At 66.0% G+C, this 16,235-nt stretch carries 13 protein-coding genes; 6 read left to right on the top strand and 7 right to left on the bottom strand.

Annotated features, from left to right (window positions below; genetic code table 11):
* The first annotated feature begins 23 nt into the window (after positions 1–23).
* The 3 genes from F1609_RS15170 to F1609_RS15180 are packed head-to-tail and all read left to right on the top strand — an operon-like array spanning position 24 to position 4,758.
* Positions 24–1,619: an FAD-binding oxidoreductase gene (locus F1609_RS15170; protein WP_167077233.1), complete on the top strand. Its 1,596-nt coding sequence runs from the start codon at positions 24–26 to the stop codon at positions 1,617–1,619.
* Positions 1,616–3,199, top strand: coding sequence for a glycerol-3-phosphate dehydrogenase/oxidase (locus F1609_RS15175; RefSeq protein ID WP_167077234.1), 1,584 nt, complete (start codon positions 1,616–1,618; stop codon positions 3,197–3,199). Before F1609_RS15170 ends, F1609_RS15175 begins: the two co-directional genes overlap by 4 nt.
* Positions 3,196–4,758, top strand: a complete 1,563-nt coding sequence (locus F1609_RS15180) for an FGGY-family carbohydrate kinase (RefSeq protein ID WP_167077235.1) — start codon at positions 3,196–3,198, stop codon at positions 4,756–4,758. Before F1609_RS15175 ends, F1609_RS15180 begins: the two co-directional genes overlap by 4 nt.
* On the opposite strand, the gene bluB is transcribed toward F1609_RS15180, so the two are convergent.
* Together bluB and F1609_RS15190 are read right to left on the bottom strand one after the other, a co-directional pair.
* Entirely contained in the window at positions 4,733–5,455 is a 723-nt protein-coding gene (gene bluB / locus F1609_RS15185; protein WP_167077236.1) for a 5,6-dimethylbenzimidazole synthase, read from the bottom strand. The two genes, F1609_RS15180 and bluB, sit on opposite strands and share 26 nt — an antisense overlap.
* A gap of 15 nt (positions 5,456–5,470) precedes the next feature.
* Positions 5,471–6,274 (bottom strand): alpha/beta fold hydrolase, encoded by an 804-nt coding sequence (locus F1609_RS15190; protein WP_167077237.1) that lies wholly within the window; start codon positions 6,272–6,274, stop codon positions 5,471–5,473.
* A 275-nt stretch (positions 6,275–6,549) separates the two neighbouring features.
* Between F1609_RS15190 and F1609_RS15195 the strand changes: the two genes are divergently transcribed.
* Complete coding sequence (locus tag F1609_RS15195; RefSeq protein WP_167077238.1) at positions 6,550–7,926, top strand: hypothetical protein; 1,377 nt, start codon at positions 6,550–6,552, stop codon at positions 7,924–7,926.
* Positions 7,927–8,024: 98 nt separating this feature from the next.
* Here F1609_RS15195 and F1609_RS15200 read toward each other — a convergent pair whose 3' ends face one another.
* The 4 genes from F1609_RS15200 to F1609_RS15215 form a co-directional block, all read right to left on the bottom strand.
* On the bottom strand, positions 8,025–9,218 hold the full coding sequence (locus F1609_RS15200; protein ID WP_167077239.1) for an aminotransferase-like domain-containing protein: 1,194 nt from the start codon (positions 9,216–9,218) through the stop codon (positions 8,025–8,027).
* Positions 9,219–9,329: 111 nt separating this feature from the next.
* Complete coding sequence (locus tag F1609_RS15205; RefSeq protein WP_167077240.1) at positions 9,330–9,791, bottom strand: RidA family protein; 462 nt, start codon at positions 9,789–9,791, stop codon at positions 9,330–9,332.
* A gap of 328 nt (positions 9,792–10,119) precedes the next feature.
* The gene (locus F1609_RS15210; protein WP_229421895.1) at positions 10,120–11,034 is read right to left on the bottom strand and encodes a DMT family transporter; all 915 of its coding nucleotides are present in this window, start codon (positions 11,032–11,034) and stop codon (positions 10,120–10,122) included.
* 3 nt (positions 11,035–11,037) lie between these two features.
* Positions 11,038–12,006, bottom strand: coding sequence for a threonine dehydratase (locus F1609_RS15215; RefSeq protein ID WP_167077241.1), 969 nt, complete (start codon positions 12,004–12,006; stop codon positions 11,038–11,040).
* Positions 12,007–12,107: 101 nt separating this feature from the next.
* Between F1609_RS15215 and F1609_RS15220 the strand changes: the two genes are divergently transcribed.
* Together F1609_RS15220 and htpG are read left to right on the top strand one after the other, a co-directional pair.
* Positions 12,108–13,553 carry an aminotransferase-like domain-containing protein gene (locus F1609_RS15220; RefSeq protein WP_167077242.1) on the top strand — a complete coding sequence of 482 codons (1,446 nt, stop codon included), beginning with the start codon at positions 12,108–12,110 and terminating at the stop codon, positions 13,551–13,553.
* A gap of 78 nt (positions 13,554–13,631) precedes the next feature.
* Complete coding sequence (htpG, locus tag F1609_RS15225; protein WP_167077243.1) at positions 13,632–15,551, top strand: molecular chaperone HtpG; 1,920 nt, start codon at positions 13,632–13,634, stop codon at positions 15,549–15,551.
* 96 nt (positions 15,552–15,647) lie between these two features.
* Here htpG and F1609_RS15230 read toward each other — a convergent pair whose 3' ends face one another.
* Positions 15,648–16,193: an RBBP9/YdeN family alpha/beta hydrolase gene (locus F1609_RS15230; RefSeq protein WP_167077244.1), complete on the bottom strand. Its 546-nt coding sequence runs from the start codon at positions 16,191–16,193 to the stop codon at positions 15,648–15,650.
* Between the last annotated feature and the right edge of the window lie 42 nt (positions 16,194–16,235).

A 16,235-nucleotide genomic window follows, 5' to 3' on the forward strand; every position in this document is an offset into this window, starting at 1 on the left:
GACAAGTATAACGGGAAAAAACGATGAAACGGTGGAACGGATGGGGCGACGATGCCATTGAATTTGCGCTCAACGACGACGCGCTGGCATTTCTGGGCGAACGGCTCGGTCCCGGGACGGCCGGCGCCGAGACCAGCCATGCCGACGCCTGCGCGCGCATCGGCGCCAGCCGCCTGCCGCCGCATGCGCTGATCGACACCTCGGCCGCTGCGCGCCTGGCCAATGCCCTCGGCCAGAGCCTGCCCGACTGGCTGCGTCTGCGCTACGGCAAAATCGACGCCGCCCCGGACGGCGTGGCCTATCCCGAAAGCGGCGAAGAAGTGCGCGAACTGCTCGATTTTGCGGCGCACTGCGGCGCCATCGTCATTCCCTACGGCGGCGGCACCAGCGTGGCCGGGCATGTGGGGGTCGATGCCGGGCCGAAGCCGGTGTTGACCATCAACCTGACGCGCATGCGCGCCCTGATCGATCTGGACAAGGAAGCCCAGCTGGCCACCTTCGGCGCCGGCGTGCTGGGGCCGGACCTGGAAGCGCAGCTGCGCGCCTTCGGCTACACGCTCGGCCACTTTCCGCAATCGTTCGAATATTCGACCCTGGGCGGCTGGGTGGTGACGCGCTCCTCGGGCCAGCAATCGCTGCGTTACGGGCGCATCGAACAGCTGTTCGCGGGCGGCCGGGTCGAAACACCGGCCGGCACCCTGGATCTGCCGACCTTTCCGGCGTCGGCCGCCGGCACCGACATGCGCGAAATCGTGCTCGGCTCCGAAGGGCGGCTCGGCATCCTCACCGAAGCGACGGTGCGCATCAGCCGCCTGCCGCAGTACGAAGCCTTTCACGCGGTGTTCTTCCCGAGCTGGGATGCGGCGGCGGCGGCCACCCGCGAACTGGCGCAGGCCAGGCTGCCGCTGTCGATGCTGCGCCTGTCGAATCCCCTGGAAACGCTGACCATGCTGACCCTGGCCGGCCACAAGCGCCTGATCGGCGCGCTGGAAACCTGGCTGCGCTGGCGCGGCTGCGCCAACGGCAAATGCATGCTGATGATCGGCGCCAGCGGCAGCGCCCCCAACGCCAGACACGCACTGCGTGCCGCCCTGAGCATCGCGCGCGCCGGCGGCGGCGTGCACGTGGGCCGCACCATGGGCGACAAATGGAAGCAGAACCGCTTCCGCAACGTCTACCTGCGCAACGCCGCCTGGCAGCAGGGCTACGCCATCGACACGGTGGAAACGGCGGTCGACTGGCCGGGCGTGACGCCCATGATGCACGCGCTGGAAGAGGCGGCGACGCAGGCCATGGCTTCGTGCGGCGAGCGGGTGCACGCCTACACCCACCTGTCGCACCTGTATGCGCAGGGCGCCAGCGTCTACACCACCTTCGTGTACCGCCTCTCGGGCAGCTATGAGGAAGACTTGCAGCGCTGGCGCCGTTTGAAGAGTGCCGTGTCGGAAGCGATCGTCGTCAACGGCGGCACCATCAGCCACCAGCACGGCGTCGGGGCCGACCATGCGCCGTATCTCGCGTCCGAAAAGGGTTTGCTGGGCATGGGCGCCATGCGCACCTTGTTCCGTCACTTCGATCCGGACGGGCGCATGAACCCCGGCAAACTGGTGTCGCCATGAGCGCGCACTGGCAGAACGGCTGGCACGCCACCTTGCCGCTGCTGCTGGCGCGCGAATGGGACTTGTTGATCATCGGCGGAGGGATTACCGGCGCCGGCATTCTGCTGGAGGCTTCGCGCCGCGGCCTCAAGGCTTTGCTGGTCGAACAGCGCGATTTCGCCTGGGGTACGTCGAGCCGTTCCTCGAAACTGGTGCACGGCGGCCTGCGCTACCTGAAAGAAGGCCGCTTCGGCCTGACGCGCGAATCGGTGCACGAGCGCGACGCGCTGCTGGCGGGCGCCCCCGGCCTGGTCGAGCCGCAAGGCTTCGCTTTTGGGGATTATGTGGGCCGCAAACCGGGCCGCAAGACCTTTTTGCTTGGCCTGGCCATCTATGACTTCATGGCCGGCAAGCGCGAACGCCATTATGTCGATGGCGATGCGTTCGGCATGATGACGCCCAACGTCGCGCGCGCCGGCCTGCAAGGCGGCATGCTCTACACCGACGCCAAGACCGACGACGCGCGCCTGGTACTGCGCGTGCTGCAGGAAGCCCAGGCCCATGGCGGCGTGGCGGTCAACTACATGGCCGCGCGCGAACTGCTGCGCTCTGGCGCCGTCGTCAACGGCGCAGTGCTGCTCGACGGCCGCAACAACGCCACCCACGAAGTACGCGCCCGCGTGGTCGTCAACGCCACCGGCGCCTGGGCCGACGGCTTGCGCGGGCAGGCGGGCGGCGCGCCGCGACTACGTCCGCTGCGCGGCAGCCACCTGGTGCTGCCGGCGTGGCGCCTGCCGCTGGCGCAGGCGGTCAGCCTGATGCACCCGCTTGATGGCCGCCCGGTGTTCGCGTACCCGTGGGAAGGCGTGACCCTGGTCGGCACCACCGACATCGATCATGGCGACGAACTGGCTGGCGAAGCGGCCATCACCCGCGCCGAACTCGATTACCTGATGGCGGCGCTGCACGCGCAGTTCCCGCAACTGGCGCTCACCGATGCCGACATCGTCGCCACCTACGCCGGCGTGCGCCCGGTGATCGACAGCGGCGCCGGCGACCCGTCGAAGGCGTCGCGCGACCATGAGGTGTGGCTTGAGAACGGACTCTTGAGCGTCACCGGCGGCAAGCTGACCACCTTCCGCGTGATCGCGCTCGACGCGCTGCGTCACGCCATGCCGCAGCTAGCCGGCTGGCGCGACGACCTGGCGCCGCGCGCCGTGTTTGCGCCATCGCCGGCGCTGGTTGCGCCGCTGCGGCCTGCGCTGGTGCGGCGTTTGCGCGGCCGCTACGGCGTGCACGCGCAGGCCTTGATCGACGCGGCCCGCCCCGGCGAGCTGGAAACCATCCCCGGCACGGAATCGCTGTGGGCCGAACTGCGCTGGGCCGCGCGCGCCGAAGCGGTGCAGCACCTGGAAGACCTGCTGCTGCGCCGCACCCGCCTCGGTCTGCAGCTGCGCGGCGGGGGAGTGCGGCACCTGGCGCGCATCCGCGCCATCTGCCAGCATGAGCTGGAATGGGACGACGCGCGCTGGATCGCCAGCGAAGCGGCCTATCTGGCGCTGTGGCAGGCGCACTACGGCGTTCCGGGGAGCCAGCCATGATCCATCAAACCATCCTCGCCATCGACAACGGCACCCAGAGCGTGCGCGCGATCCTGTTTGACCTGAAAGGCAATATCGTCGCCAAGGCGCAGGTGCATTTTGAGAGCTACTTTTCCGAGCATCCCGGCTGGGCCGAGCACGACCCGGAGGATTACTGGCAGTCGCTGTGCCGCGCCTGCGAGCAGCTGTGGCGGCAGCCCGGCGCCGACAAGGCCGCTGTAGCGGGCGTGGCCGTGACCACCCAGCGCGGCACGGTGATCAACGTCGGCATTGACGGCCTGCCGCTGCGCCCGGCCATCACCTGGCTGGACCAGCGCCGCACCGACGTGGCGCCGCACGTGGGCATGTGGTGGAACCTGGCGTTCCGGCTGGCGCGGGTCAAGGGCACGATCGACTATTTTCGCGGCGAGGCCGAGATCAACTGGATCAAGGCGCACCAGCCGCAGGTATGGGCGCGCACGCACAAGGTGCTGCTGTTGTCGGGCTACCTGAATTACCGCCTGTGCGGGCGCTATGTCGATTCGACCGGCTCGCAGGTGGCGTATCTGCCGTTCGACTACAAGCGCCAGCGCTGGGCCGGGCCGCGCGACTGGAAGTGGAAAGCGCTCGCGATCACGCCGCAGATGCTGCCCGAACTGGTGGCCCCTGGCACGGTGATCGGCAAGATCGACGCTGCGGTGGCCGCAATGACCGGCATCCCGGCCGGCACGCCGCTGCTGGCGGCGGCCGCCGACAAGGCGTGCGAAGTGATCGGCGCCGGCTGCCAGGCGCCGCATATTGGCTGCCTCAGTTACGGCACCACGGCCACCATCAATACGACAAGCCGCCGCTATGTGGAGGTGACGCCCTTCATTCCGCCATACCCGGCAGCCATACCCGATACCTACAGCACCGAGGTGCAGATCTTTCGCGGCTACTGGATGGTGAACTGGTTCAAGGAGCAGTTCGGCCACCACGAGCGCGCGCGCGCACTGGAAGAAGATGTCGCGCCGGAGCAGTTGTTCGATGAACTGGTCAACGCGGTGCCGGCGGGGTCCATGGGGCTGATGCTGCAACCCTACTGGAGTCCGGGCATCCGGGTGCCGGGGCCGGAGGCGAAGGGCGCGATCATCGGTTTTGGCGATGTGCACACGCGCGCGCATGTGTACCGGGCCATCCTGGAAGGGCTGGCCTACGCGCTGCGCGAGGGCAAGGAGCGTACCGAGAAGCGCAGCGGGGTCTCGATTACCGAACTGCGCGTCTCGGGCGGCGGCTCGCAGAGCGACGCGGCGATGCAGCTGACCGCCGATATTTTCGGGCTGCCGACGGCGCGCCCGCATGTGTATGAAACCTCGGGACTGGGGGCGGCGATTGCGGCGGCGGTGGGGCTGGGTTTGTATCCGGACTTTGCGGCGGCCATTGCGGGCATGACGCGCATCGGCCGGGTGTTCCAGCCGGTTGCGGCGAACCGGGTCATGTACGACCGTTTGTACAAGCAGGTGTACCGCAAGATGTACGCGCGCTTGCAGCCGATGTATGCGCGGATTGCGGAGATTACGGGGTATCCGCAGAAGCCTTGACGGGTGCAAAATCCCAGCGGTCGACGCTCACCATGTCGCCCAGCTTGCGGCGCGTTTCCCACCCCTCCATTTCCAGCATCGGCATCGGATAAAACTGCGCCACATGGCCGATGCAGACCACCGCCACCGGCTTGCCGCCCTCGGGAATGGCCAGCAGCGCGGCCAGTCTGGCGGGATCGAACAGCGACACCCAGCCCATTCCCAGCCCTTCCGCGCGCGAGGCCAGCCACATGTTCTGGAGCGCGCAGGCGACCGACGCCAGGTCCATCTCGGGCAAGGTGCGCCGTCCGAACACATAGTCTTCGCGCCGGTCCATCAGCGCCGCCACCAGCAATTCGCCGCACTCGCGGATTCCCTCGACCTTGAGCCGCATGAATTCCGAACCGCGCTCGCCCAGCGCCTCGGCCGTGGCCAGCCGTTCCTCGTCGACCAGCTGCACGATGGCTTCGCGCACGGCGGCGCTGCGGATGCGGATGAAGCGCCACGGCTGCATCATGCCCACGCTGGGCGCCTGGTGCGCCGCTTTGATCAAGCGTGCGAACAGCGCTTCGTCGATGGCGCCGGGCACAAAATGGCGCACGTCGCGGCGCGCGGCGATGGCGCGGTAGACGGCGTCGATGTCGTCCTGGCTGAATTGGTCGGTCACGATTCTCTCGCAGGTGGCGGGCGGCGCAAAGTGCGCCGCCGGTGCCGCCATTATCGGGCAGCCCGGCTACTTGAGCAAACGCGAGATAAAGGTCTCGATCAGCTCCGCGCTCTCGCTGGCCGCGCTCATGTGCGGGCAGTGGCCGATATTGTCGACAAACGCCAGCCAGCTCACCGGCAGGTGCAGGCGCATGTATTCGCCCACTTCGCGCGGGGCGATCATGTCGTCGGTGCTTTGCAATACCAGGGTGGGCGTGTGCGAGCGCGGCACGTCGGCGCGGTGGTCCGACAGGAACGTGACGCGCGCAAAATGCCTGGCGATTGCGGGATCGTTGCGGCAAAAGCTGGCGCTCAGCTCCTGTTGCAGGTCGGGCTGGTCGGGCGCGCCCATGATCAGCGGCGCCATGTTGGCGGCCCACTTGAGGTAATTGTCGTGCATGAGGCGTAGCAGGGTGTCGATATCCTCGCGGTTAAAGCCGCCGATGTAATCGCCATCGTTGATAAAGCAGGGCGACGGCCCCACCATCACCTGGCCGGCGAACATGGCCGGCTCGCGGATCGCGGCCAGCATGCCGATCATGGCGCTGACCGAATGGCCGATGAAGAGCACCGGTTCGTTGGCGAATTCGTGGATGATCTCGAGCAGGTCTTCGCCGTGGCGGTGCAGGGTGGCGTAGTCGAATTCGTTGTAGGCCGACAGGTCGGAGCCGCCGCTGCCGACCAGGTCGTACAGGATGATCTTGTAGCGGCCGGAAAAGGCGGGCAGCAGCTTGCGCCACATGCTCTGGTCGCAGCCGAAGCCGTGGCCGAACACCAGGGTGGAGGAACCTGTTCCGTAAAAATTCACGTTGTTGCGTTGCTGAATATTCATGGCGCATCCACGAGTGAGCACAGTGTTGGCTCCTCTACCTATCAGAGCGCGCTGTTGTCGGCTTATTGTATTCCTGTTATCAATACAATTGTGTCTTTGATGCCGATTGCGTGGATTTATGCCAGATGGGTAAGTCGCTCCCCGCGCGCCTCGTATAATGGCGCCCGCCCGTGAGCGGAAACCTTCCGGAGGGGCATTTTCTGGTGCAATCGACGATGACTTTTCCATGCACACCCGCAAGTCCATCCGCAAGCCCATCCGAGAACCTGCGGCCGGTGGATGTTGTCCTGCTGGGCGCGGCGCTGCTCACCTGGATGATTTCCATGGGCAGCCCGGTGTTTGCCACCGGGGCGTACAGTCCCCCGCTGCCGGGCGGTGGCATTTTGCTGCTGGGCCTGTTATTCGGCTGGGCCGCGAACGGCTGGGCGGTGTATGCCAATCCCTTCTTCCTGTACGCGGCGTGGCGTTTGTGCATGGGCAAGGTTCCGCGCAAGTCCATCGTGCTCATGCTGCTGTTCGCCGCCAGCTTTGCCTTGTTGAACGGCATTCCCGGCGTGACGATCGGGCATGGCCCGCAGGCGGTCAGCTGGGGATGGGGCGCTTTCATGTGGCTGTGGTCGCTGGTGCTGCTCACCGCCGCCACCGCGGCCAGGCGCAGCATCATCGGCGTGCGCGGCGCACTGGTGCTGGGGCTGCTCATGGTGTTGAGCTTCGTCGCGGCGGTGACGCTGCATGGACGCCAGTGGCGCGCCGCTGGCGATGAGGACCGGGAGGTGCTTCTGCCGCCCGGCATGATCTTTACCACCAGCGACTTGTGCCCGGTCGCGCTGATCTCGCCGCCGCCGGACGTTCCGGGCGGCGAGCCGCTGGTGCTCGACCTCGATGTGCGCGTGCTGAAACCGGCGGGCGCGGGGCCGGCGCTGGCACTGCCGGGCGGGTTCACCGAAGCCCATGCCGACGGCTCGGCCTGGATCGCGTATGCCGACCGCGACGACAGCCTGATGATCCGCCAGGCGGCGCAGCCCGGCACTCTGGTGCTGCAAGTGAAAGCGCAAGGCGACGGCGCCGTGCTGCGTTTGCTCAAAGGCGAACCGCGCCGCGTGCTGTACCAGCAGCGGCTGGCCAGCGTCGACAACGGCCATGCCCGCCCGCGCAGTCTTTGCCCGCTCATGGAGCGCCCACCGAATGTCGGCCTGCGCTTCGAGTATGGAAGGGTGCTGCTGCATGCCATGGGCCAGGGCCTGCCGTTCACGCAGGACAAGCCGCTGGTGCGTGCCGAAACGGCGCGCCAGCGCTGCCCCATCGGCAGCGCCGACATCGATGGCATCGCGGGCCTGCGCTCGCTGGACGGGCGCCAAGTGATCGCGGCGGGAAGGATGGGCGGCATGTCGGGTTTTTGTTCCGCCAGCTATGTGGTACTGGCCGGCGACCTGGCCCGTTCCGGCGACACCCCCCAGCGCCCGGTGGTGTATGTGCTCGACCGCAAAAGCCTGCGCCCGCTGGCCCGCTTCGAGGGGCAGCGCAGTTGTCCGCCGTCGATCTGCGCGCCGGGGCCGCAAGCCACGCTGGGCGGGGTGCGCCTGGAGGGCGCCAGCGCGGTGATCGAAACCGCGCGCGGCGAGTATGTGGCCACCCTGATCGGACCGCCCTGACGCCGCAATCCCGGCATGGCGCCAGGCGCAGCGAATTACATGCAAAACGCCGTCCGCCAGTTGCCTGGGGGACGGCGCCGGGGTTGCCGCGGCCGGGCTTACATCTGCGCGGCGATCAGCTTGCCGAGGATGGCGACGCCTTCACGGATGCGCTCCGGCGGCACCGTCACGAACGACAGGCGCAGGGTATTGGTTTCCGGTTCGTTGGCGTAGAACGGCGCGCCCGGAACAAAAGCCACCTTGGCCGCGATGGCCTGGTCGAGCAGTTTCATGGCATCGATCTGCTTGGGCAGGGTGACCCAGATGAACATGCCGCCTTCGGGCTTGGTCCAGGTGACGCCTTGCGGGAAGAACTCGGCGACCGCGTCGAGCATCACCTGGCACTGGTTGGCGTACAGCGCGCGGATGGTCGGGATGTGCTGGTCGAGGAAACCATCCTTGACCACTTCGTAGACCACCATTTGCGTCAGCTGCGCGGTGTGCAGGTCGGCGGCCTGCTTGGCCAGTTCGAGGCGGCGCACCAGCGGCAGCGGCGCCACCACGTAGCCCAGGCGGATGCCCGGCGTGAGCACTTTCGAGAACGAGCCCATGTAGATGACGCCGTCCGGGTTCATGTTCAGCATCTTCGGGAACGGCTCGCCCTTGTAGCTCAGCGCGCCGTACGGATCGTCTTCGATCAGCGGCAGGCCGAGGCGGGCGCAGGTTTCGACCAGCTCCTGGCGGCGTTCGATCGACAGGCTGCGGCCGGTCGGGTTCTGGAAGTTCGGCAGCGCGTACAGCAGGCGCGCGCCTTCGGCCACGGCGGCGATCGAGGACGGCACCAGGCCATGCTCGTCGGTTGCGACCGACTTGAATTCGGGACGGTACACCGAGAACGCCTGCAGCGCGCCCAGGTAGCTCGGGGTTTCGACCAGCACGCGGCTGCCTTCGTCGATCAGCACCTTGCCCAGCAGGTCGAGCGCCTGCTGCGAGCCGGAGGTCATCAGGACCTGTTCCGGCAGGATCTTGCAGGTCGCGGTGGAGAGCGAATTGGCGATCCATTCGCGCAGCAGCGGATAGCCGTCGGTCGGGCCGTATTGCAGCGCCACTTTACCGTTTTCGGACAAGACCTTGTCGAAAGCCGCCTTCATGTGCTCGACCGGGAAGGTGGCGGGCGAGGGCAGGCCGCCGGCGAAGGAGATGATCTCCGGACGCTGGGTGATCTTCAGGATTTCGCGGATGAACGAACTCTGGAGCTGGCTGGCGCGCTCGGAGAAACGCCACTCGATGGGGTTGGGATTGTCGATTTTCATACTGGTCTCACAGTCAAGACGGCGGGGTTCGCACCGGGCCGATTATAGAGCACGCTGGGTAAGCGGCTGGAAAGACGCCGCCGGATAAGCAGCGTCCGGGATGATGTTGGTTTAAGCGACTTCGACGATCATTTCGATCTCGACGCAGGCACCGCGCGGATTCTGCGCCACGCCGAAGGCCGAGCGCGCGTGCTTGCCGGCATCGCCGAACACCTCGGCCAGCAGCTCCGAGGCGCCGTTGGTGACCAGGTGCTGGTCGGTGAAGCCGGGGGTCGAGTTGACCAGGCTCATCAGTTTGACCACGCGCTTGACCTTGCCGAGATCGCCGCCGCAGGCTTCCTGGAGCGTGCCCATCAGATCGATCGCAATCGCGCGCGCGGCGCTGATGCCCTGTTCGGTGGTGACATCCTTGCCCAGCTGACCGGCGTTGACGGAACCATCGGCGTTTTTCGCGATGTGTCCGGAAATAAATACCAAGTTCCCGGTTTGCACATACATCACATACGCGGCGACGGGCGCGGCGGGCGGGTTCAGGGTGATATTGAGCGATTTCAGTTTGTCGTAGACGGTCATGGGATTCCTCGAAGCGGAAAGAAAGAACAAGGCGGTATTGTACGTCGGGCACGACCGGCTGCCCACCGGAATCGCGCCAAGGCAAAAAGTTGCAAAACCGGGGACAGACCCCGGTTAAACAACTTCCAAAATTCCTGCAACCCGGGCCAGAGCTTTTATTCGAAATTTTTTCTTTGGATTAACGTTGATCGCCTTCGATCGCTTGCATGGATAGCGCGCCAACTGTGTACGCGCAGGGACGGTCGAGAAAATCTTGCAAAACCGGGGTCTGTCCCCGGTTTTGCAACAAAAAAGTTGCAAATCAGAGCTCTGACCCCGGTTGGCGGGGTTAGCGTTTGATTTGCATGCGGCGGCCGATGGCGACCACGGCAATCACGGCGAGGGCGAAGCCGATGTTGGCCAGCTCCAGCGGTTCGCCCAGCAGCAGCCAGGCGCCAGCCAGGGTCATGAACGGTTGCAGCAGTTGCACTTGACCCACCCGGGCAATGCCGCCGCGCGCCATGCCTCGGTACCAGAAGAAAAAGCCAATGAACATCGAGAATACCGACACGTACGCAAAGCCGATCCATGCCCGCGCACCGGCCTCGGCCATACGGTCCAGCTGCGGCCATGCCAGCCAAATAACCAGCGGCATTACCAGCGGCACCGACAAGACCAGCGCCCAACTGATTACTTGCTGGCCACCCATGCTGCGGGACAGCTTGCCACCCTCGGCGTAGCCCACCGCGGCGGCCGCCACGGCGCCGAACATCAGCAGGTCGGCCTGGTGGAAGCTGCCACCGCTCTGGCGCAGGGCAAAACCGATCACAATGGCGGAACCGGCCAAGGCGGTGAGCCAGAAGCCAAGCGACGGTTTTTCGTTGCCGCGCAGCGCGGAGGCGAGCGCCGTGGCCAGCGGCAGGATGCCGACCAGCACCGCGCCATGCGATGCCGGCAAACTGCGCAGGGCAATCGAAGTGAGCCACGGAAAGCCGATCACGCAGCCGAGCGACACCATCGCCAGCGGCCACAGTGCCGATCTCGGCGGTAGCGGAGCGCGCTTCCACAGCAGCCAGATGGCCGCCAGCAGGGCCGCCACCAGCGCCCGCCCGAGCGCGACGAAGACCGGCTCGAGCCCGGCCACCGCCATCCGCGTGAAGGGCAGCGTCAGACTGAACAGGGCGACCCCGGCCAGCCCCAGCAGCATCCCGGCGCTCTCGTCCGACATGCCCGGGCGCGCCGCTATCGTCAAGGTGGTCGTCATGGCTCAGGCTCCTTGCAGGATGTGGCGGAACAGCGCGGCGTCGACATTGCCGCCAGTGAGCGGCAGGCCGATCTTCTTGCCCCGGATGAGCGGCCCGTCCTTGATCTGCATGGCCGCCGCCAGCGCCGCCGCGCCCGCGCCCTCGGCCAGGTTGTGGGTGCAGCGGTAATACAGGCGCATGGCGCGCGCCACTTCGTCGTCGCTCACGGCCAGCACGTCGTCGGCGCATTCGAGCACCGCCGCCAGCGAGGCGGCGTCGGCCACCCGGCACGCCAGGCCGTCGGCCACCACGGTGCTGACCGCCGCCTCGATGCTGTACCCGGCCCGGAACGAGCGCTGGTAGGCCGGCGCATGGCTCGACACCACGCCGATGATGCGGGTCTTGACCCCGAGCGCGTGGCGCGCCGCGATCGCGCCGCAGATGCCCGAGCCCTGGCCGATCGGCACCAGCACCAGGTCCAGGTCGGGCTGGGCGCGGAACAGTTCGAGCCAGCCGCTGGCCACGCCCGCCACCAGGTCCTCGTGATACGAGGGCACCATGTGCAGGCCTTCGTCGCGCATCAGGGCCAGCGCGTGCTCGCGGCTTTCCTGGAAGTCGTGGCCATGTTCGATCACCCGCGCGCCCAGGCCGCGCATGCAGGCGTTCTTTTCGACGCTGTTCCCGTGCGGGACCACCACCGTCACATCGAGTCCCAGGCGCGCGCCGCTGAAGGCGATCGCCTGGCCGTGGTTGCCGCGGGTCGGGGCGATGATGCCGCGCACCTCGGGCGCGCGCCGCACCAGCGCGTCCAGATAGACCACCGCGCCGCGCGCCTTGAAGGTGCCGAGCGGGGTATGGTTTTCGTGCTTGACCCAGGCGTTCGTGCCGAGCGCCTCGTTCAGCAGCGGCCACGAATACTGGGGCGTGGGCGGCATGGCGCGGTAAACGAGGGCCGCGGCGGCATCGAGGTCGGCGAGGGACGGCAAGTACATGGCGCGCTTTCAAAGGTGGATCGATGGGTGTATCCTAGACGATATAACCAGTACAGTACAAATACACTTATCCACATAATTACGCATACTGTGATGGTGCCATGACCAATACAAGCATTCCCGCCATCGGCCTGCTCACGCGCGGCTCGGGCGAAACGCTGATCGACCAGATCGTGCGCTCGGTCTCGAGCCGCATCGACGACAAGCTGCTGCGCAGCGGTGCGCGCATGCCGTCGATCCGCCAGTTCGCGGCGACCCACGGCGTGTCGTGCTTCACGGTGGTGGCCAGCTACGACAAGCTGGTGGCCAAGGGCTACGTGGAGTCGCGCCGCGGCGCCGGTTTTTTTGTGCGCGAGCGCTCGCCGCTCAACGCCGGCGAGCGCTCGGTGCCGGACGCCGCCCCGGCGCCGCTGGAAACCAAGCCGCTCGATGTGGTCTGGCTGATCCGCAACATGTTCCGTCCCGCGCCGTCGCAGCGCGTGCCCGGTTCCGGCGTGCTGCCGTCCGAATGGCTGGACGGCCCGATGATCGCCAACGCCCTGCGCGCGGTCAGCCGCCAGAGCGCCGCGCTGCTGGTCAACTACGGCATGCCGCAGGGCTTCCTGCCGCTGCGCCAGCAGCTCCAGCTGAAACTGGCCGAACTCGAAATCGATGCCGCGCCCGAGCAGTTCGTCACCACCGTCGGCGTGACCCAGGCGCTGGACCTGGTGGCGCGCGAATTCACCCGCCCCGGCGACACCATTTTCGTCGACGACCCGGCCTGGTTCCTGATGTTCGGCGCGTTCGCGGCGATGGGCCTGAAGGTGGTCGGCATTGCGCGCCTGGCCGACGGCCCCGACATCGCCCAGCTGGCCGCCATGGCGGCGCTGCATAAACCGAAGCTGTACGTGATCAATTCGGTGCTGCACAACCCGACCTCCACCTCGCTGTCGGCGGCCAAGGCGTTCCAGGTGCTGCGCATCGCCGAGGAACACGGCTTTACCATCGTCGAAGACGATATCTACTGCGACCTGCATCCCGGCAGCGCGGTGCAGCCGGCCACGCGCATGGCCGCGCTCGACCAGCTCAAACGGGTTATTTACCTGGGCGGCTTTTCCAAGTCGCTGGCGGCCAACCTGCGGGTCGGTTTTATCGCCACCTCGCCCGAATGGGCGCAGCGCCTGTGCGACCGCAAGATGCTGGCCACGCTCACCACCAGCGATATCGGCGAGCGCGTGGTGTACAAGGTGCTCTCCGAGGGCTTGTACCGCAAGCACGCCGACCGCCTGCGCGCCCGCCTCGACGCGGTGCGCGCGCGTACGGCGCGCCAGATGGAGAAGGCCGGCCTGCAGATCGCCGTGGCGCCGCCGGCCGGCATGTTCATCTGGGCCGACGCCGGCATCGACACCATTCCCCTGGCCGAACGCGCCCTGGCCGCCGGCTTGCTGCTGGCGCCGGGGGCGCTGTTTTCGCCCAGCCAGCTGCCGTCGACCCGGATGCGCATGAATGTCTCGACCTCCCAGGAGCCGGATGTCTGGGAATTTCTGGCCCGGGAACTGGGGCGCTGAGTTCGCAGGCCTTGAAATCGCCCGGAACACCCCCATTTCTGCCCAATCCGTTCAACCCGTCTTACACGAGGACTAAAAATGGCTGTTGCCGAAAAAGAAACCCTTGGTTTTCAAGCAGAAGTAAAACAGTTGCTGCAACTGATGATCCACTCCCTGTACTCGAACAAGGAGATCTTCCTGCGCGAGCTCATTTCGAACGCGTCCGACGCGGCCGACAAGCTGCGCTTCGAGGCGATCAATAACGACGCTTTGTACGGCAACGACCACGAACTGAAAATCCGCGTCGCCTTCGACAAAGAAGCGCGCACGGTCACCATTTCCGACAACGGCATCGGCATGAGCCGCGACGAAGTCATTTCGCACCTGGGCACCATCGCCAAGTCGGGCACCAAGGAATTCTTCGGCAAACTGTCCGGCGACCAGCAGGCCGACGCGGCCCTGATCGGCCAGTTCGGCGTGGGCTTCTATTCGGGCTTTATCGTGGCCGACAAGATCACGGTCGAAACCCGCCGCGCCGGCGCCGAGGCGTCCGAGGGCGTGCGCTGGGAGTCGGCCGGCGAGGGCGATTACAGCGTCGAAGCGATCGAAAAAACCGCGCGCGGCACCGACATCATCCTGCACCTGCGCGAAGGCGAGGACGAGCTGCTGTCGAGCTGGAAGCTGAAATCGATCATCCGCAAGTACTCGGACCACATCTCGCTGCCGATCGTGATGCAAAAGGACGAGTGGGACGCCGAGAAAAGCGAGACCGTCGTCAAGGACGAAGTCGAGACGGTCAACCAGGCCAGCGCGCTGTGGGCCCGCAGCAAGAACGACATCACGCCCGAGCAGTACGAGGAATTCTACAAGCACGTCTCGCACGACTTCCAGGCGCCGCTGGCGCACACCCATAACCGGGTCGAGGGCCGCAGCGAATACACGCAACTGCTGTATGTGCCGAGCCACGCCCCGTTCGACCTGTGGGACCGCAACAAGCGCGGCGGCATCAAGCTGTACGTCAAGCGGGTGTTCATCATGGACGATGCCGAGCAGCTGATGCCGGCCTACCTGCGCTTCATCAAGGGTGTGATCGACTCGAACGACCTGCCGCTGAACGTGTCGCGCGAGATCCTGCAGGAGTCGCGCGATGTGAAGGTGATCCGCGAAGGCTCGACCAAGCGCGTGCTGGGCATGCTCGAAGAATTGGCCAACGCCGAAGAGCAGGAAAAGAAGGACAAGTACACCACCTTCTGGAAGGAATTCGGCCAGGTGCTCAAGGAAGGCATTGGCGAAGACGCCGGCAACCTCGAACGCATCGCCAAGCTGCTGCGTTTCGCTTCGACCGCCAACGAGAACGCCGACCAGACTACCTCGCTGGCCGACTATATCGGGCGCATGAAGGAAGGCCAGGAGAAGGTCTACTACGTCACCGGCGACAATTACACCGCCGCCAGGAACAGTCCGCACCTCGAAATCTTCCGCAAGAAGGGCGTGGAAGTGCTGTTGATGACCGACCGCGTCGATGAATGGATGCTGTCGTTCCTGACCGAGTTCGAAGGCAAGGAACTGGTGTCGGTGGCCAAGGGCGGCCTCGATCTGGGCGGCCTGGAAGACGAAGCCGAGAAGAAGGAACACGAAGAAACCGAGACCTCCTACAAGGACCTGGTCGAGCGCATGAAGGCGGCGCTGGGCGAAAAGGCCAAGGACGTGCGCGTGACGTTCCGCCTGACCGATTCGCCAGCTTGCCTGGTGGCCGATGAAAACGAGCTGTCGGGGAACCTGCTGCGCATGCTGAAGGCGGCCGGGCAGAGTGCGCCGGAATCGAAGCCGATCCTGGAGATCAACCCGAACCACCCGCTGGTGACGCGCTTGAAGAACGAAGACGCGGCCAGCACCCAGTTCGGCGATTGGGCGCACATCCTGTTCGACCAGGCGCTGCTGGCTGAAGGCGGTTCGCTCAGCGATCCGGCGACGTTCGTCAAGCGCTTGAACGAGATGCTGCTGGCCGGGGCGAAGTAAGGCTTTTATCTAGCACCATAAACCCGAAAACCGTTGTTCCCGCCTGCGCGGGAACGACGGTCTTAAGGATAGCGTGGTATTAACTGACAGCGCTGTCTATACCGACACCTGCTCGCACAACTCCCCCAACAGTTTTTCCCCCTCCGGCCAGTCGCCGTACCCGCTCTCCCCATTGATATGTCCGGCGTCGCCAATCTCGACGAAGCGGCTGCCCCACGCCTGGGCAAACGCGCGTGCGCGTTCGATCGACACGTAGGGATCGTTGGTGCTGGCCACCACGATGCTCGGAAATGGCAGCTTTTGCAGCTGCATCGGTGCAAACCCCACCGCCTCGGATGGAAACGAGCTTGCATCGGCATCGGCCGGCGCCACCAGCAAGGCCCCGCCGATACCGAGCGTTGATTCCGAACGCGCCCAGTGTGCCACCAAACCGCACGCCAGGCTGTGCGCCACCAGAATCGGCGGCCCTTCACTCATGGCAATGGCCGCGTCGAGTTCATCGACCCATTCGTGGCAATCGGGATTGTTCCAGTCGCGATGCGCGACCCGCTTCCACTTGGGGTTGCGCTGTTCCCAATGCGTTTGCCAGTGCGACGGGCCCGAGTTCCAGATCCCCGCCAAAGTCAGTACATCGCAATCCATTAGCCCTCCGCCGTAAGTGAGTCGATAGGATCGATTGTACGA

The sequence above is a fragment of the Massilia aquatica genome, from assembly GCF_011682045.1.
In the GTDB taxonomy this organism is placed as follows: Bacteria; Pseudomonadota; Gammaproteobacteria; order Burkholderiales; family Burkholderiaceae_D; genus Telluria_A; species Telluria_A aquatica.